The 16,295-nt window shown below is 68.9% G+C and carries 17 protein-coding genes; 8 read left to right on the top strand and 9 right to left on the bottom strand.

Annotation, left to right across the window (positions count from 1 at the left end):
• Positions 1-4: 4 nt before the first annotated feature.
• The 4 genes from C8P69_RS03710 to C8P69_RS24135 form a co-directional block, all read right to left on the bottom strand.
• Positions 5-793 carry an SGNH/GDSL hydrolase family protein gene (locus C8P69_RS03710; protein WP_170118106.1) on the bottom strand — a complete coding sequence of 263 codons (789 nt, stop codon included), beginning with the start codon at positions 791-793 and terminating at the stop codon, positions 5-7.
• Positions 794-795: 2 nt separating this feature from the next.
• The gene (locus C8P69_RS03705; RefSeq protein WP_108174492.1) at positions 796-1,992 is read right to left on the bottom strand and encodes an OpgC family protein; all 1,197 of its coding nucleotides are present in this window, start codon (positions 1,990-1,992) and stop codon (positions 796-798) included.
• A 135-nt stretch (positions 1,993-2,127) separates the two neighbouring features.
• The gene (locus C8P69_RS03700; protein ID WP_108174491.1) at positions 2,128-3,030 is read right to left on the bottom strand and encodes an alpha/beta fold hydrolase; all 903 of its coding nucleotides are present in this window, start codon (positions 3,028-3,030) and stop codon (positions 2,128-2,130) included.
• 26 nt (positions 3,031-3,056) lie between these two features.
• Positions 3,057-3,536: an Lrp/AsnC family transcriptional regulator gene (locus C8P69_RS24135; protein ID WP_108174490.1), complete on the bottom strand. Its 480-nt coding sequence runs from the start codon at positions 3,534-3,536 to the stop codon at positions 3,057-3,059.
• A 209-nt stretch (positions 3,537-3,745) separates the two neighbouring features.
• Between C8P69_RS24135 and C8P69_RS03690 the strand changes: the two genes are divergently transcribed.
• From C8P69_RS03690 to C8P69_RS03680, 3 genes are all read left to right on the top strand, one after another.
• Entirely contained in the window at positions 3,746-4,384 is a 639-nt protein-coding gene (locus tag C8P69_RS03690; RefSeq protein ID WP_108174489.1) for a 2OG-Fe(II) oxygenase, read from the top strand.
• Positions 4,385-4,581: 197 nt separating this feature from the next.
• Positions 4,582-5,544: a thioredoxin-disulfide reductase gene (gene trxB / locus C8P69_RS03685; RefSeq protein ID WP_108174488.1), complete on the top strand. Its 963-nt coding sequence runs from the start codon at positions 4,582-4,584 to the stop codon at positions 5,542-5,544.
• 32 nt (positions 5,545-5,576) lie between these two features.
• Positions 5,577-6,467: a LysR family transcriptional regulator gene (locus C8P69_RS03680; protein WP_108174487.1), complete on the top strand. Its 891-nt coding sequence runs from the start codon at positions 5,577-5,579 to the stop codon at positions 6,465-6,467.
• 207 nt (positions 6,468-6,674) lie between these two features.
• On the opposite strand, the gene C8P69_RS03675 is transcribed toward C8P69_RS03680, so the two are convergent.
• A complete protein-coding gene (locus tag C8P69_RS03675; RefSeq protein WP_108174486.1) occupies positions 6,675-6,929 on the bottom strand; it encodes an accessory factor UbiK family protein in 255 nt (84 codons plus the stop codon).
• Between the two features lie 129 nt (positions 6,930-7,058).
• Here C8P69_RS03675 and lgt point away from each other — a divergent pair, with 129 nt between their 5' ends.
• The 4 genes from lgt (at position 7,059) to C8P69_RS03655 (ending at position 10,852) form a co-directional block, all read left to right on the top strand.
• Positions 7,059-7,874 carry a prolipoprotein diacylglyceryl transferase gene (gene lgt, locus C8P69_RS03670; RefSeq protein WP_108174579.1) on the top strand — a complete coding sequence of 272 codons (816 nt, stop codon included), beginning with the start codon at positions 7,059-7,061 and terminating at the stop codon, positions 7,872-7,874.
• Positions 7,871-8,947 (top strand): class I SAM-dependent methyltransferase, encoded by a 1,077-nt coding sequence (locus C8P69_RS03665; protein WP_108174578.1) that lies wholly within the window; start codon positions 7,871-7,873, stop codon positions 8,945-8,947. The genes lgt and C8P69_RS03665 overlap by 4 nt, the downstream gene beginning before the upstream one ends.
• A 32-nt stretch (positions 8,948-8,979) precedes the next feature.
• Positions 8,980-9,747, top strand: a complete 768-nt coding sequence (gene pgeF, locus C8P69_RS03660; protein WP_108174485.1) for a peptidoglycan editing factor PgeF — start codon at positions 8,980-8,982, stop codon at positions 9,745-9,747.
• Positions 9,748-9,901: 154 nt separating this feature from the next.
• A complete protein-coding gene (locus C8P69_RS03655; protein ID WP_108174484.1) occupies positions 9,902-10,852 on the top strand; it encodes a ribose-phosphate pyrophosphokinase in 951 nt (316 codons plus the stop codon).
• A 4-nt stretch (positions 10,853-10,856) separates the two neighbouring features.
• Here C8P69_RS03655 and C8P69_RS03650 read toward each other — a convergent pair whose 3' ends face one another.
• Positions 10,857-11,450 (bottom strand): NAD(P)H-dependent oxidoreductase, encoded by a 594-nt coding sequence (locus tag C8P69_RS03650; RefSeq protein WP_108174483.1) that lies wholly within the window; start codon positions 11,448-11,450, stop codon positions 10,857-10,859.
• Between the two features lie 71 nt (positions 11,451-11,521).
• Here C8P69_RS03650 and C8P69_RS03645 point away from each other — a divergent pair, with 71 nt between their 5' ends.
• Entirely contained in the window at positions 11,522-13,336 is a 1,815-nt protein-coding gene (locus tag C8P69_RS03645) for an ABC-F family ATP-binding cassette domain-containing protein (protein WP_108174482.1), read from the top strand.
• Between the two features lie 5 nt (positions 13,337-13,341).
• Here C8P69_RS03645 and phoB read toward each other — a convergent pair whose 3' ends face one another.
• The 3 genes from phoB to C8P69_RS03630 all read right to left on the bottom strand — a co-directional run bounded on the left by phoB (position 13,342) and on the right by C8P69_RS03630 (position 16,257).
• On the bottom strand, positions 13,342-14,046 hold the full coding sequence (phoB, locus tag C8P69_RS03640) for a phosphate regulon transcriptional regulator PhoB (RefSeq protein WP_108174481.1): 705 nt from the start codon (positions 14,044-14,046) through the stop codon (positions 13,342-13,344).
• Positions 14,047-14,086: 40 nt separating this feature from the next.
• Positions 14,087-14,791 (bottom strand): phosphate signaling complex protein PhoU, encoded by a 705-nt coding sequence (gene phoU, locus C8P69_RS03635; protein ID WP_108174480.1) that lies wholly within the window; start codon positions 14,789-14,791, stop codon positions 14,087-14,089.
• A 134-nt stretch (positions 14,792-14,925) separates the two neighbouring features.
• Complete coding sequence (locus C8P69_RS03630; RefSeq protein ID WP_108174479.1) at positions 14,926-16,257, bottom strand: ATP-binding protein; 1,332 nt, start codon at positions 16,255-16,257, stop codon at positions 14,926-14,928.
• Positions 16,258-16,295 lie beyond the last annotated feature (38 nt).

Genomic DNA, 16,295 nt, shown 5'->3' with positions numbered 1-16,295 from the left:
GGCTCTAGCGGGTGACGGCGACTTCCGGAACGGCGCGGGGCGACAGCTTCTCGGCCAGCGTGCGGGCGAGGTTCACGCCAACGCAGTAGTAGCTGGCATCGACCTGGTGCTGCTGGCCCTCGGCCGGCAGGACCTCCTCGGGGCGCAGCCGCCCTTCGCCGAGGAGCATCGCCACCATGTCGTTGCGGCGGAAGACCGGCGTGCCGGTCTCGACGGCGACCTCGTGGAGGGCGGCGACATAGGCGGGGTAGCTGGGGAAGCGCTCCATGCGCGGCAGCGGGATCTGGTCCATCAGGACCACGTCGACGCCGGCCTCGCGCAGCTTGGCGATGCCCTTGCGCAGGATGCGCTTGAAGCGGTCGATGCCGACATCGTTGATGGCGTCGAAAATGCCGGTCTGCCAGATGACAAGCTTCGGCTCCTCGCCAAGCACATCGTCATCGATGCGCTGGTACATCTGGTGGGCCGAATTGCCGGCGATACCGGCATTGACCACCTCGATCTGGTGGCCGGGGAGCAGGCGTCCCAGCTCCTGGCGGAGAATGGCAGGATAGGTGCGGTCCTGGCTGGAGGAACCGACGCCGAAGGTCGACGACGAGCCCAGCGCCACCACGGTGAGCTTGCCGCCATCGGCGATGAGGCTGCGGGAGGCCGCGAGGTCCCCGGCAAAGCCACGCATCTCGCGGGCGACGGTACAGGCGGTGTCGGCGCGCAGTTCGCTGGCGCCGGCGGCGGTGGCTGCGCCAGCGAGGATGAGGCCCGACGCGGCGAGCCGCACTAGCCTGTCCAACATCCTCACGCCGTCTTCACCTCGCCTGCCGTTGTTCCGGGGGCGGACGCCTTGGCCGTGGCGCCGCGATACCATTCAAGCACACTGGCCATCAGGAGCAAGCTGCCGATGCCAACGACGTTGACAGCAAGTTGCATGGCCCAGCCGCGCCCGATCTCGGTGAGCGCGAAGGTGCCGAGCAGCGACAGGATCACGCCGGAGCAGAAGAGCGGCAGCGAATGGCGGCCGGCCCGCTCCAGCATCGCGCCGGCGCCGGTGCGCAGCCAGCCGGCATCGCGCGGCACATGGGCGGCGATGAGGTAGGCCAGCGACAGGGCATGGGCGAGGCGCCACAGCGACAGATTGGTCTTGTCGAGGTCGAGGCGCCACTCGTCGGGCAGGACAACGGCCTCGAAGCCGGGAATGGCCGCCCAGGGCGCCGCACTGACGAGACCGAAGCCGACGACGCCGACCGCGGCGAGGGTCAGCAGCGGCGAGCGCGGCAGGGCAACGCCGCTCAGCAGGCCATGGCCGGCGACGACGCCGATCGTGAAGATCAGCTGCCAGGCGAAGGGGTTGAAGAACCAGCTGCCGCCGGTCGACAGGTTGGGCAGGGCCCAGCCGAACTCCCAGGCGGCGGCGTAGAGGCCGACCGACACCGCCATGGCCAGGGCCGGCGCCATCCGGGCGAGCACCCAGAGCAGCGGCAGCATGGCCAGCAGCAGCACGTAGAGCGGCAGGATGTCGAGATAGTTCGGCAGGAACAAAAGGGCGACCGTCTGGAGGATGGTCGTCGCCGGGTCCTGGAAGAAGGGCAGGATGGCCACGTGCTCGTAATAGAGCGGGTTGCCGAACCGCACGGCCATGAAGGCCACCGCCACGGCGGTGAAGACGAAGAGGCCGAGATGGGCGAGGTAGAGCTTCCAGATGCGCGCCACGACCTGCGCGGTGCCGGTGAGCCAGCCGCGCCGGTCCATCACGCCGCCATAGGCGAGCGCGGCGGAGAAGCCGGCGAGCAGGACGAAGGCCTCCGCCGCATCGGAGAAGCCCATGGACGAGGGCGTCAGGCGGATCAGCACATTGCCGGCGACATGGTCGATGAAGATGACCAGCAGGGCGAGGCCGCGGAAGACGTCCACGCGCAGGTCACGCTCCACGCGCACGGCGCCCGCGGGCGACGCACCGAGCCAGAACCAGGAACCGAGGCCGAGCGGACTGGACATGAAGGCCGTGAATGGAGACAGGGGACGGGCAGGAAGCAGGGATTTCGGGCAGACGACGTGCTGCACTGCGACAAGCCGATACCCGCTTATGGTCACCAAACCCTGAACACGCCAATCACGTCCCGCTGATCGCGCTCACGACTTCGCGAGCATGGCGGCGATTCGCTCGCGCACCAGGTCGGGGCGCTCCATCGGGAAGAAGTGCGTGGTCTGCGGATCCAGGGTCTCGGCGACAGTCCGTGGGGCGACGCGCACGACCTTGGCCGCGCCACCGACCACGGTGGAGCCGCTGCCGGCGGCGAGGATATGGACCGGCATGGGGACGCTCTTCAGCGCTTTCCAGGACGCGTGGCGCTGGGCCGAGAAGGTCGCGGATTCCCAGGCCGGGTTGCAGGCGAGGCGCACGCCCTCGGGGTCATCGACGAAGCCGCCCTCGACATAGGCCTCCAGGAACCCGGGGGTCCAGGTCGAGAAGGCCTTGCGGGTGCGGTAGGTCGCCAGCGCCTCGGCCTTGGACGGGAAGACCGGGCGGCGCTTGGCGGCGCCGACGGCGAGGCCGAAGCGGCGCGACCGGGCCCTGCCCCAGGGGGTGTAGAGGGCGAGCCGCACGGCCGGCGGCATGAAGACGGGATCGAGCAGCACCAGCCCCCTCACCGCCCTGGGTCGCTGGCTGGCGGCGAGGAGCGACACCATGCCGCCCATAGAGTGGCCGGCGAGCACGACCGGCGGCGCCCCCTCCGGCACCCAGCGATCAAGCACCGCGATGATGTCCCGGGCGTAGGGCCACCAGTCGATCAGGCCGGCGGGATCGGCAGGAAGGGTCGAGAGGCCGTGGCCGCGCTGGTCGATCGCGGCGATGGCGGTGGTCTCAGCCAGCGGCGCCAGCAGCGGGTCGTAGGTCAGCGCGTTGAAGCCGGTCGCGTGCAGGAAGATCAGGTCGGGCGCGCCGTCCTGGCGCCCCCAGCGCAGGACGGACAGGGCGCCATCGTCCATAGCGAGGTCGGACCGGCGGGCGGCCGTTGGGAAAATGTCGGACATGCGGGCCGCCTTGCGGTTTCTGGCCGTCAGTCGGCCGGCGGAATCTCGAGCGGCACCGCGGCCTCGTCCTTGACCTGGCCGAGGGTCAGGACAGTGCGGACATTGCGCACATTGGGCGTCGCGGTCAGCTCACCGACGAAATGCTGGAAGCTCGCGAGGTCAGGGGCGACGCATTTCATCACGAAGTCGAAATCGCCGGAGACCGTGTGGCACTCGCGGATGACCGGCCAGTGCCGCACCTTCTCGGCGAAGGCGTTGAGGTCGGCCTCGGCCTGGCTGGCGAGATGGACCATGGCGAAAACGGTGACGCCGTAGCCGAGGCGCTCGGCCGCCAGCAGCGCACGGTAGCCGCGGATGACGCCCATTTCCTCAAGGGCCCTGACGCGCCGCAGGCATGGCGGTGCGGAAATGCCGACGCGGCTTGCCAGCTCGACATTGGTCATCCGGCCGTCGGCCTGGAGCTCCCTCAGGATCTTCCAGTCGATGGCGTCAAGGCGTGCCTTCACGGGGCGCGTCTCCGGTTTGGCGAGCGGCGGGGCTTGCCAGCCGGATAGCGCAGCCCCCCTGCCCGCGCAACAAAATTTCGCCGCAACCCTGCCCCACGTGATAGGGGTTGCGTATAGGGGCCAACGTGCGGCTTGTGACTTTTGCCCGTGCCGCGCGTTGACCATCATCCGCGCTGTTTTTTGCGACGACTGATTTTCAGAGGCTTGCCATGAGCTTGATCGATCTCGACCGCCTTCGGTCGACGCCCTTGCAGACCGACCCCTACGACTATGTCGTGGTGCCGAATTTCGTGAAGGTCGAGCGGCTGCAGGACATCCTGAAGGACTATCCCGACGTTCCCGGCCCGGGATCGCATCCGCCGTCCGTTCTCGACATCCGCGGCGACTTCAAGGCCCTGATGGACGAGCTCGACGAGGAGCCCTTCCGCCGCATCGTCGAGGAGAAGTTCGGCGTCGACCTGACGAACCGGCCGACCATGTACACGGTGCGCGGCTATACCCGTGCCACGGACGGTAAGATCCACACCGATTCCGAGACCAAAATCATCACCGTCCTGCTCTACATGAACGATGACTGGGACGCCGATGGCGGGCGCCTGCGCATCCTGCGCAGCGGCAGCGACCTCAACGACTATGTCGCGGAGATCCCGCCGCATGGCGGCACGCTGCTGATCTTCAAGCGCTCGGACACGTCCTGGCACGGCCATGAGCCCTTCGCCGGCAAGCGCCGCGCCATCCAGATGAACTGGGTCACCAGCCAGTCCGTCGTCGATCACGAGCAGGGCCGTCACGCCCGCTCGAGCCGGTTCAAGAAGTTCATCCGCATGATCACCGGCAAGGCCGCCTGAGGGTCTTCACGCATCGCATGTCGCGGCCCGCGTATCGGCATGCGATGCGTCTCATTCAGAAATCTGACGAATTCCATCAACGCTTTTCGTCGCAGGTCTGGGGAACAAGCCCCATTCAGCCTTGCGTGGCGTGCATAGCTACTCCACATTACCGGCCATCCGAGAGCGGTTTTTCCCTCCTTCCCCGGCCGGACATCATGGGCATCCAGCACGAGCGCGTCGTCATCATCGGGTCCGGTCCTGCCGGCTACACCGCAGCGATCTACGCCGCCCGCGCCATGCTCAAGCCGGTCCTGATCCAGGGCATCCAGCCGGGCGGCCAGCTCACCATCACCACCGACGTCGAGAACTATCCGGGCTTCGCCGATGTGATCCAGGGCCCCTGGCTCATGGAGCAGATGGAGAAGCAGGCGGCCCATGTCGGCACGCGCATCGTCTATGACCATGTCTCGGCGGTGGACCTGAAGCAGCGGCCATTCCGGCTCACCTGCGAGAGCGGCGCGGTCTATGAGACCGAGGCGCTGATCATCTGCACCGGCGCCCAGGCCAAGTGGCTGGACCTGCCGTCCGAGCAGAAGTTCCGCGGCTTCGGCGTCTCGGCCTGCGCCACCTGCGACGGTTTCTTCTACCGCAACAAGCAGGTGCTGGTGGTCGGCGGCGGCAACACCGCCGTCGAGGAGGCCCTGTTCCTCACCAATTTCGCCGCCAAGGTGACCGTGGTTCACCGGCGCGACTCCTTCAAGGCCGAACGCATCCTGCAGGACCGCCTCTTTGCCCATCCGAAGATCGAGGTGGTCTGGGATTCGACGCTGGACGAGATCCTCGGCCGCGACGACCCGGCCGCCGTGACCGCCGCCCGCCTGCGCAACGTCAAGACCGGCGAGACGCGGGACCTGCCGGTCGACGGCGTCTTCATTGCCATCGGCCATGCGCCGGCGGTCTCGCTCTTCGAGGGGCAGCTCCGCCAGAAGCCTTCGGGCTATCTGTGGACCGCCCCCGATTCCACCGCAACGGACATTCCCGGCGTCTTCGCCGCGGGTGACGTGACGGACGACATCTACCGGCAGGCGGTCACCGCTGCCGGCATGGGATGCATGGCCGCGCTCGAAGCAGAACGGTTCCTCGCCCACCACGCGACGATCCGCCAAGCCGCAGAATAAGACGCACAAGGCAGCCGGCTCCGGGGGATAGAATGGACTGGGACAAGCTGAGGATTTTCCACGCCGCCGCCGCAGCCGGCAGCTTCACCCACGCGGCCGATACGCTGGGGCTCTCCCAGTCGGCGGTGTCACGACAGGTCTCCTCGCTGGAGCAGGACCTGAAGGTACCGCTGTTCCACCGCCATGCGCGCGGTCTCGTTCTCACCGAGCAGGGCGAGCTTCTCTATCACACGGCGCAGGACGTGCTGATGAAGCTCGAGAGCGCCAAGGTGAAGCTCACCGATTCGAAGGAGCGCCCAAACGGTGAGCTGAAGGTCACGACCACGGTCGGCCTCGGCACCGCCTGGCTCGCCCCGCGTCTGGGTGAATTCCTCGACCTCTATCCCGACATCCAGATCAAGATGATCCTCACCGACGAGGAGCTCGACCTGTCGATGCGCGAGGCCGATGTCGGCATCCGCGTCCGCCAGCCGGTGCAGCCGGACCTGATCCAGCGCAAGCTGTTCCAGATCAAGTTCCACGCCTTCGCGTCGTCGGACTACCTGAAGCGCCACGGCACGCCCAAGGGCGCGGCCGAACTCGACGGCCACCGCATCCTCGCCTTTGGCGGGCGGGCGCCGAACTACATGCAGAACGTCACCTGGCTCTCGACCGCCGGGCGCAACGGCATGGCGCCGCGCTCCTTCGCCATGACGATCAACAACATTTCCGGCCTGGTGGCGGCGGTGGAGAACGGCATCGGCATCGCCGTGCTGCCGGACTACCTCATCCGCGACGGCTCGGGGCTGGTGCAGATCCTCGACGAGGAGGAGATGCCGGTGCTCGACGCCTGGTTCGTCTATCCGGAAGAGCTGAAGTCGGTCGCCCGCGTGCAGGTGTTCCGCGACTTCCTGGTCTCCAAGGCCTCGCGCTGGCCGGGCTGAGGCGGTCGCAGGCACCATTCGGGGGCCAGTACCCCGGACTGAGCACTGGAACCTCCCACCGTCATGCCCGGCCTTGTGCCGGGCATCCACGAATTCTTTGGTGAAGCCACGTGTTCAAGTCGTGGATCGCCGGGACAAGCCCGGCCATGACGACCAGGACAGTGCGAGGACCGGCTGGCGGCCCGGCAGTCTAGCCCGCCGGAAAACTCACCCCGCCGAGAGCCGGGCCTCCAGCGCCTCGATCCGGGCCTTCAGCGCCTCGTTCTCCTCGCGCGCCTTCACCGCCATCTCGCGCACCGCCTCGAACTCCTCGCGGCTCGGCAGGTCCATGTCGCGCAGCAGGCGCTCGGCCTGGGTCTTCACGAAGGTGTCGGCCTCGCGCTTCATGCCCTGGGCGAAACCGGCGGCGTCGGTCATGAACTTGGCGAACTCGTCGGCGATGCGGTCGGTGGTCTGGGTCATGGAACGCGCCTCCTCGGCGTCGTGATGGGTCTGTGAGAGGGTATGGGGACCCCGCCGCGCCGTTGCAAGGGCTCGCGGCGTCATCGCGCCGGTCTTGACCGCGTCACGGCCCGCGGGCACAGCACCGCCATGCCGCTGCTCGCCCTGCCCTTCCCCGTGATCGACCCGGTGCTGATCGAGATCGGCCCGCTCGCCATCCGCTGGTATGCGCTCGCCTATATCGCCGGCTTCCTCTTCGGCTGGTGGCTGGCGAAGCGCCTGCTCGCCACCGACCGGCTCTGGGCCGGGGGCAAGGCGCCGATGCCGCCGGCGGCCATCGATGACGCCATCGTCTGGGCGGCGCTGTGCGGCATTCTCGGCGGCCGCCTCGCCTTCGTGCTCATCTACAATCTCGACTATTACATCGCCCATCCGGCAGCGATCATCGCGGTCTGGGAAGGCGGCATGGCCTTCCATGGCGGCATCGTCGGCGCGGTGGTCGGCCTGTTCATCTTCGCCCGCCGCAATTCCCTGCCCGTCCTGCCGTTGATCGACCTCGCGGCCATCGTCGCGCCGATCGGCATCGCGCTCGGGCGGCTCGCCAACTTCATCAAGCCGGAGCTGTGGGGCCGCGTCACCGATGTGCCCTGGGGCATCATCTTCCCCGGCGCCGGGCCCGATCCGCGCCATCCGAGCCAGCTCTACCAGGCGGGAACGGAAGGCCTCCTGCTCTTCGTCGTCCTGCTCATCATCGCCCGCTCCGGCGGATTGAAGCGCCCGGGCTTCCTCGCCGGCTGCTTCGGCATCGGCTATGGCCTTGCCCGATCCTTCGGCGAACTCTTCCGCCAGCCCGACCCGCAGCTCGGCTTCCTCTTCGCCGGGGCGACCATGGGCCAGCTGCTGTCGGTGCCGCTGATCGCCGTGGGCCTGTGGCTGGTGCTGCGGTCGCGCCGCGCCGCCCCATGACGGCGCTCGCCGAGGATCTTGCCGCGCTGATCGCCAGCGAGGGCCCGATTCCCGTCGATCGCTACATGGCGCTGGCGCTCGGCCACCCGCGCCACGGCTACTACATGACGCGCGACCCCTTCGGCACGGCCGGGGACTTCATCACCGCGCCAGAGATCAGCCAGGTCTTCGGCGAGCTGATGGGGGTCTGGGCGGCTTCGGCCTGGGAGGTCATGGGGCGGCCGGAGACGGTCAGGCTGGTCGAGATCGGGCCCGGACGCGGCACGCTGATGGCGGACCTCCTGCGCATGGCGAAGGCCCTGCCGGCCTTCGCCGCGGCCCTGGATGTTCATCTCGTCGAGACCTCGCCGGTGCTCATCGCCCGCCAGCAGGCGACGCTCGCTGGTCTGCCGGCCAGCTGGCATCGCGGCCTTGATACGGTTCCACAGGGGCCGACCATCCTCATCGCCAATGAATTCCTCGACGCCCTGCCGATCCGGCAGTTCGTGCGCGTTGACGAGGGCTGGCGCGAGCGGCTGGTCGGCATGCGCGATGGCGCCCTCGCCTTCGGCCTGTCGCGCGACCCGGCGCCGCCCGGCCTTGTCCCGGAGGCCCTGCGCACGGCCTCGCCGGGCACGCTGGTGGAGATCTGCCCGGCCTTCGCCTCGCTCGCGGCGGCCCTCGCGGCCCGCGGTGCGCCACTTGCCGCCCTCTTCATCGACTATGGCCATGCGACAAGCCGCGGCGGCGAGACCCTGCAGGCGGTGAAGGCGCATCGTCCCGTCGATCCACTCGCCGAGCCGGGCGAGGCCGACCTCACCGCCCATGTGGATTTCGCCGCCTTCGCCACCGCGGCGCGCAAAGCCGGGTTGGCGGCAGGACCCGTCGTCCCCCAGCGCGACCTGCTCTTCGGGCTGGGGCTGGCGGCGCGGGCGGAGCGGCTCGCCAGCGCGCGGCCCGAGGCCTTCGAGACCCTGCGCGCCGGGGTCGAGCGCCTCATCGACCCGGCTCCCACCGGCATGGGCGCGCTGTTCAAGGCGATCGCTATTGCGAGCGACGCGGCCCTGCTGGCGCGGCTGCCGCTCGTCGATTGACAGTCCGGGGCGAAGCAGCTTTCGCTTCCCCCATGTACGTGACCTCTGGCACCCTCTCCGCCCTGCCCGGCATCCGCCATGCCTTCTTCACCCGCGAAGGCGGCGTGTCGGAGGGGCTCTATGCCTCGCTGAATGCCGGGCTCGGCTCGGCCGACCATCCCGACCGCGTCCGCGAGAACCGGCGGCGGATGGCGGAGACGCTCGGCGTCGGCCCGGATGCGCTGATCTCCTGCTACCAGATCCATTCGGACCTCGTGGTCGTCGCGGAGCGGCCGCATGACGGCGGCGAGCGGCCGAAGGCCGATGCCGTGGTGACGAAAGTTCCGGGCATTGCCTGCGGGGTCGCCTCGGCCGATTGCGGCCCGGTGCTCTTCGCCGATGCCGAGGCGGGCGTCGTCGGCGCCGCCCATGCGGGCTGGAAGGGCGCCATCGGTGGCATCCTGGAGGCAACCATCGTCGCCATGGAGAAGCTCGGCGCCGATCGCAGCCGCATCCGCACCGCCATCGGCCCGCTCATCCGCCAGCCGAGCTATGAGGTGAGCCAGGCCTTCGTCGACCAGTTCCGCAGTGCCGACGAGGCCTATGGCCGCTTCTTCGCGCCAGGCAAGCCCGGCCATGCGCAGTTCGACCTGCCGGGCTTTATCGCCCATCGCCTGACGGCGGCCGGTGTCGCGGCCGTCGATGATCTCGGCCTCGACACCTATCCGGACGAACAGCGCTTCTACTCCTACCGGCGCACGACGCATCGTCACGAGGCGGATTACGGCCGCCACATCGCGGGAATCGCCCTTCAGGGCTGAAGCGTATCGCCAGGCGGCACGCAGAGCCCCGCGGAATCGTCACTCTCCCGTCACACCCTGTTGATTGCGCTGTTGCTTGCCGCGCTGCGGCATTGTGGCAGGGGGGACAGGTTGCTAAGAGGGCGCCACCGTCGCCGCCGCGAGAAACGTTCCAATGTCGCGAAAATCCGGGATCAAGATCGTTTCCGGCAACTCAAACCGGCCGCTTGCAGAAGCGATCGGTGCCTATCTGAACACGTCGCTCACCAAGGCCTCCGTGCGGCGTTTCGCCGACATGGAGATCTTCGTCGAGATCCAGGAGAACGTGCGCGGCGAGGACGTCTACATCGTCCAGTCCACGTCCTTCCCGACGAACGACCACCTGATGGAGCTGCTGATCATCTGCGACGCGCTGCGCCGGTCCTCGGCCAAGCGCATCACCGCGGTGATCCCCTATTTCGGCTATGCCCGCCAGGACCGCCGGTCGGGCTCCCGCACGCCGATCTCGGCCAAGCTGGTGGCGAACCTCATCACCCAGGCCGGCGCCGACCGCGTCATGACGCTCGACCTCCATGCCGGGCAGATCCAGGGCTTCTTCGACATCCCGACCGACAACCTCTTCGCCGCGCCCCTGCTCGCCAAGGACATCAAGGAGAGCCGCAGCATCGAGGACGTCATGGTCGTCTCGCCTGACGTCGGCGGCGTGGTGCGCGCCCGCGCGCTCGCCAAGCGCATCGACGCCCTTCTCGCCATCGTCGACAAGCGGCGCGAGCGCCCGGGCGAGAGCGAGGTCATGAATGTCATCGGCGATGTCGAGGGCAAGAGCTGCATCCTCGTCGACGACATCGTCGATTCCGGCGGCACGCTGGTGAATGCCGCCGAGGCGCTGCTCGCTCGCGGCGCCAAGGACGTCTCGGCCTACATCACCCACGGCGTGCTGTCCGGCGGCGCGGTCGCCCGCATCACCGCCTCCAAGCTGAAGGAGCTGGTGATCACCGATTCCATCCAGCCGACCGAGGCCGTGCGCGTCGCCCGCAACATCCGCACCCTCTCGGTCGCCACGCTCATCGGCGAGGCCATCGCCCGCACGGCGAGCGAGGAGAGCGTGTCGAGCCTCTTCGACTGAGGCTCTAGCGCAGCGCCTTCAGCCTGGCCTCGACCTTGTCGAGGAAGGCCCGTCGCTCGGCATCTCCCGCCGTGTCCATCTGGTGCAGCGCCAGCCAAAGGGTCCGGCAGCGCGGATTGACGAGCGGGCGCAGCCCCCGCAGCAGCGTCCGGCGGCCGGGCTCGGCCATGACGAGCCGCCACCACCACCAGGGCGAGCCCAGCGTCGAGACCGCGCCGATGAAGCGGATCTGCGTCAGCACGCGGCCGATGGGCTTGCCCCCCGAGGGCATGGTGAAGGTGGCATGCGGCACCCAGACGCGGTCGAGCCAGCCCTTGAGCATGGCGGGGAGGCCATACCACCAGGTCGGATAGACGAAGAGCAGGCCCTCGGCCCACCGCAGGGCGTCGAGATGGGCGGCGACGGGGGCCTCGTTGAGCCCTTGCGTGTGATAGTCCCGCCGCTCCTGCGCATCCATGACGGGGTTGAAACCCTCGCCGTGGAGGTCGATGAGCCGGGTTTCGTGGCCCGCGGCGGCAAGCGCCGCAAGCGCGCGGTCGCGCACCGCGGCGGTGAAGCTCTCGGGACAGGGATGGCAATAGACGACGAGCATGCGCATGGCGGCACCACGGTCAGAATCGCTGTGGCGACAGGGTGCACGAGCGGCGCGGGGATGCTAGACGGCGGGCCATGGCTCCTCCCCTTCTTCAGCTCCAGGACATCGCCCTCACCTTCGGTGGCACGCCCTTGCTCACCGCCGCCGCGCTGTCGGTGGAGGCCGGCGACCGGCTGGCGCTGGTCGGCCGCAACGGTTCGGGCAAGTCGACGCTGCTGAAGATCGCCGCGGGCCTGGTGGAGGCTGATTCCGGCAGCCGCTTCGCCCAGCCGACGGCGACGATCCGTTACCTCCTTCAGGAGCCGGACCTCTCGGCATATCCGACCACCCTCGCCTACGTGGAGAGCGGCCTCGGGCCGGGCGATGACCCATATCGCGCCCGGATGCTGCTGGAGGAACTGGGGCTGACCGGCGAGGAAGGCACCGCCTCGCTTTCCGGGGGCGAGGCGAAGCGCGCGGCGCTCGCCCATGCCATCGCGCCGGAGCCGGACGTGCTCATCCTCGACGAGCCGACCAACCACCTCGACCTGCCGGCCATCGAATGGCTGGAAAAGACGCTGAAGCGCCTGCCCTCGGCCATCGTCATGATCAGCCATGACCGGCGGTTCCTGGAAAACCTGTCGCGCACCACCGTCTGGCTCGACCGCGGCGTCACGCGGCGGCTCGAGAAGGGCTTTGCCCATTTCGAGGCCTGGCGCGACGAGGTGCTGGAGCAGGAGGAGAAGGAGCAGCACAAGCTCGACCGGCAGATCGCCCGCGAGGAGCACTGGCTGCGCTATGGCGTCTCGGCGCGGCGCAAGCGCAATGTCCGCCGCCTCGCCAACCTGCACACCCTGCGCAAGGATTTCCGCGAACACCGCAAGGCCGTCGGCACCGTGTCGATTTCGGTGAGCGATGCCGACCTGTCGGGCAAGCGCGTCGTCGAGGCGCGCGGCATCTCCAAGCATTTCGGCGACGGCGCGATTGTCGACAACCTCACCATCCGCATCCTGCGGGGCGACCGGCTCGGCATTGTCGGGGCGAATGGCGCGGGCAAGACCACGCTGGTCAAGATGCTGACCGGTGTGCTGCCCCCCGATTCAGGGTCGATCGAGCTCGGCACCAACCTCGCCATGGCCAATCTCGACCAGAAGCGCGACGAACTCGACCCGGCCATGCCGCTCGCCGAGGCGCTGACGCGCGGGCGCGGCGACTACGTGACGATCAATGGCGAGAACCGCCACGTCGTCGGCTACATGAAGGACTTCCTCTTCGCTCCCGAACAGAAGGGCACGCCGCTGGGTGTCCTGTCCGGCGGCGAGCGCGGCCGGCTGATGCTGGCGCGGGCGCTGGCAAGCCCGGCGAACCTGCTGGTCCTCGACGAGCCGACCAACGACCTCGACCTCGAGACCCTCGATCTCCTGCAGGAGATGCTGACGGATTTCCCCGGCACGGTGATCCTCGTCTCCCATGACCGCGACTTCCTCGACCGCGTCTGCACCTCGGTGCTGGTGAGCGAAGGCGCGGGACGCTGGATCGAATATGCCGGCGGCTATTCGGACATGGTGATGCAGCGCGGGGCGGGCGTCTCGGCCCGCACGGTGGAGAAGCCGAAGGCCGAGAGCGCCGCCGCTCCCGCGCCACGCACCGAGAAGCCGGCGGACCAGCAGCGCCGGAAGCTGTCCTTCAAGGACAAGCACGACCTCGACACCCTGCCCGCCCGGATGGAGGCGCTGCAGCGCGACATCACCAAGCTGCAGGCGATCCTCGCCGATCCCGGCCTCTATGCCCGCGACCGCGCCGCCTTCGACAAGGCGAGCGCCGCAATGACCAAGGCGCAGGGCGACTTGTCGGCGGCCGAGGACCGCTGGCTGGAGCTGGAGATCCTCAAGGAGAGCCTCGAGGCCTGACCGCCTCAGGCGGCGCCGCCGGCGAAGCGCTCGTTGAAGGAATAGCCCGAGCCGCGCACGGTGCGGATCGGATCCGCCTCCCGGCCGCGCTTCACCGCCTTGCGCAACCGGCCGATATGGACGTCGACCGTGCGCTCGTCGATGTAGACGTCGCGGCCCCAGACGCCGTCCAGCAGCTGCTCGCGGGTATAAACCCGGCCCGGCGACTGCATGAGGAATTCCAGCAGGCGGAACTCGGTGGGCCCAAGATTGATCTCACGGCCGGCGCGGTGGACGCGGCGCGTCTCGCGGTCGAGCTCGATGTCGCCGGACTTGAGGACGCTGGAGAGATGCTCGGGCTTGGCCCGGCGCAGCAGGGCGCGGATGCGGGCGAGCAGCTCGGGAACCGAGAAGGGCTTCACCACATAGTCGTCGGCGCCGGTGGCGAGCCCGCGCACGCGCTCGCCCTCCTCGCCGCGCGCGGTGAGCATGATGACCGGCAGGCGCTCCGTCTCCGGACGCACGCGGATGCGGCGGCAGAGCTCGATGCCCGAGAGGCCCGGCAGCATCCAGTCGAGCAGGACGAGATCCGGCACCGCCTCGCGCAACCGCACTTCGGCCTCATCGCCGCGCCCGACCACCTCGACCTGATAGCCTTCAGCCTCGAGGTTGTAGCGCAGGAGGACGGTGATCGGCTCTTCGTCTTCGACCACCATGATGCGTGCGGTCATCGCTCGCTCCGTTTCGTCGCAGGCCGTGCCCGTGCGGGGCTCACGCCACCGGAACCATGCTGATCGTGTCGAGCTTCGGGCGCTCGTCGACCAGGGCCACGCCATTGACCATGTAGTGGATGGTCTCGGCGATGTTGGTGGCGTGGTCGCCGATCCGCTCCAGGTTCTTGGCGCAGAACAGGAGGTGGGTGCAGGGACCGATGTTGCGGGGATCCTCGAGCATGTAGGTGAGCAGCTCGCGGAACAGGGAATTGTAGAGGGCGTCGATGTCGCCGTCGGCGCCCCAGACCTCGAGGGCGGCCGCGACGTCGCGCTGGGCATAGGCGTCGAGCACCTGCTTCACCCGCTCCATGGCGAGGCGGGCCATGGCGTCGAAGCCGCCGGTGACCTTCGGAAGCGACTGCGTGCCGTTCATGGCGAGAACGCGCTTGGCATTGCTCTTGGCGAGGTCGGCGATGCGCTCGAGGTCGGCCGCGATGCGCAGGGCGCCGACGATCTCGCGCAGGTCGATGGCCATGGGCTGGCGCTTGGCGATGATGAGGATGCCGACCTCCTCGATCTCGCGCTGCAGCGCATCGACCTGGCCATCGGCGGCGCGCACCTGCTGGGCGAGCGCGTGGTCGTTGCGCATGAGCGCATCGATCGACCCGACGATCTGCTTCTCGGCGAGCCCGCCCATCTCCGCGACGCGCTGGGCCAGGCCCTTGAGCTCATTCTCGTAGGCGCTGACGGTGTGTTCGGTCATGGCAGGCTCCAACAGCTGGCGGCCGGGTCGGTCCACGGCGACCGCGGGCCTCTTCTAGGCCCCTCCCGTGACGCATCAATGACACTTGTTACGCCGCGATTTCAATATGTTGACAGATTTACGACGAGCCGCCCTCAAACAGGGGCTGCGCCATCCGGCGGCGTGGCGGCGGCCGCCGTTTCATCGCTGGCGAGCTCCAGCCGGACCGTGAAGGCCGCTCCCTCCCCGGGCGTGCTGGCGATGGAGAGCTTGCCGCGGTGGCGGTTGACGATGTGCTTGACCAGAGCGAGGCCGAGGCCGGTCCCGCCCTTGTCGCGGCTCGATGCGACATCGACACGGTAGAAGCGCTCGGTGAGGCGCGGCAGGTGCTCGGCGGGAATGCCGGGACCGAAATCGCGAACGGTCACCACGGCCTCGGTCGGCCGGCCATCCCGTCCCTCGGCATCGAGCGAGACGACCACGCGGCCGCCGGCCCCGCCATATTTCACCGCGTTCTGGACAAGGTTCTCGAAGAGGCGGAACAGTTCGTCGGCATCGCCGCGCACCCGGAGGGCCGCCTCGGCGGCCGCGATCTCGATGGTGACGCCCTGGTCGGCCGCGCCCTGGACGAGGGTGTCGCGGAGCTGCGCGATGAGGCTGACGAGATCAACGATCTCGGTCGGCCGCACATGCTCGTTCAGCTCCACCCGCGACAGCGACAGGAGGTCGTCGATGAGGCGCGACATGCGCCGCGCCTGGGTCAGCATGATGTCGAGGAAGCGGTCGCGGGCCGCGGGGTCGTTGCGCGCGGGTCCCTGGATCGTCTCGATGAAGCCGAGAACCGACGCGAGGGGCGTGCGCAATTCGTGGCTGGCATTGGCGACGAAGTCGGCGCGCAGCCGCTCCAGCCGCCGCTCCTCGGTGAGGTCGCGCAGCACCATGAGGATGTAATCGGGGCGCACGCCGTCGCGGGCCTCGGAGGTGATGGCCACTGGCACCGCGTCGACCCCGAACCAGCGCGCCACCGGAACGCGCTCCTGATAGTCGATGACCTGCGGCGTGTTGGCGGCGAGCGCCCTGCGCACCACGTCGACGACCTCCGGTGCGCGCAGGAAGAGCATCAGCGGCTCGCCCCGGCGCAGGCCCGGCAGCAGGCGGGTGGCCGCGGCATTGTGGGTGCGGACGACGAGCTTGGGGTCGAGCAGCACCGCGGGGACCGGCATGGCGGCCATCAGGCCCTCCACCGTCAGATCTGTGAGGCGGGCGGCGCGGCGGGCGAGCAGCGTCTCCTCCAGCGGCGCACGACCCTTCGGCCGCAGGCGCACCACGAAGCCGGCGAGGACGACGGTCAGGCCGGCGCCGAGCGCGAAGGGCCAGGACAATCCGGCGCCGAAGATCAGCGTCGCCGCCAGGGTGAGCGCGCATGCATAGAGGAACCAGCGTCCGGCCCAGCCCTCGCGCCAGTTCCTGTCGATCTCCTCGGTCATGCGCTGGTCCTTTGCCGACCCTTGCGGCCTGCCATGGC

It is taken from the genome of Phreatobacter oligotrophus (assembly GCF_003046185.1).
In the GTDB taxonomy this organism is placed as follows: domain Bacteria; phylum Pseudomonadota; class Alphaproteobacteria; order Rhizobiales; family Phreatobacteraceae; genus Phreatobacter; species Phreatobacter oligotrophus.
Note: the sequence above shows the minus strand (reverse complement) of the source record. Positions and strands in the feature narration are given on the sequence as shown.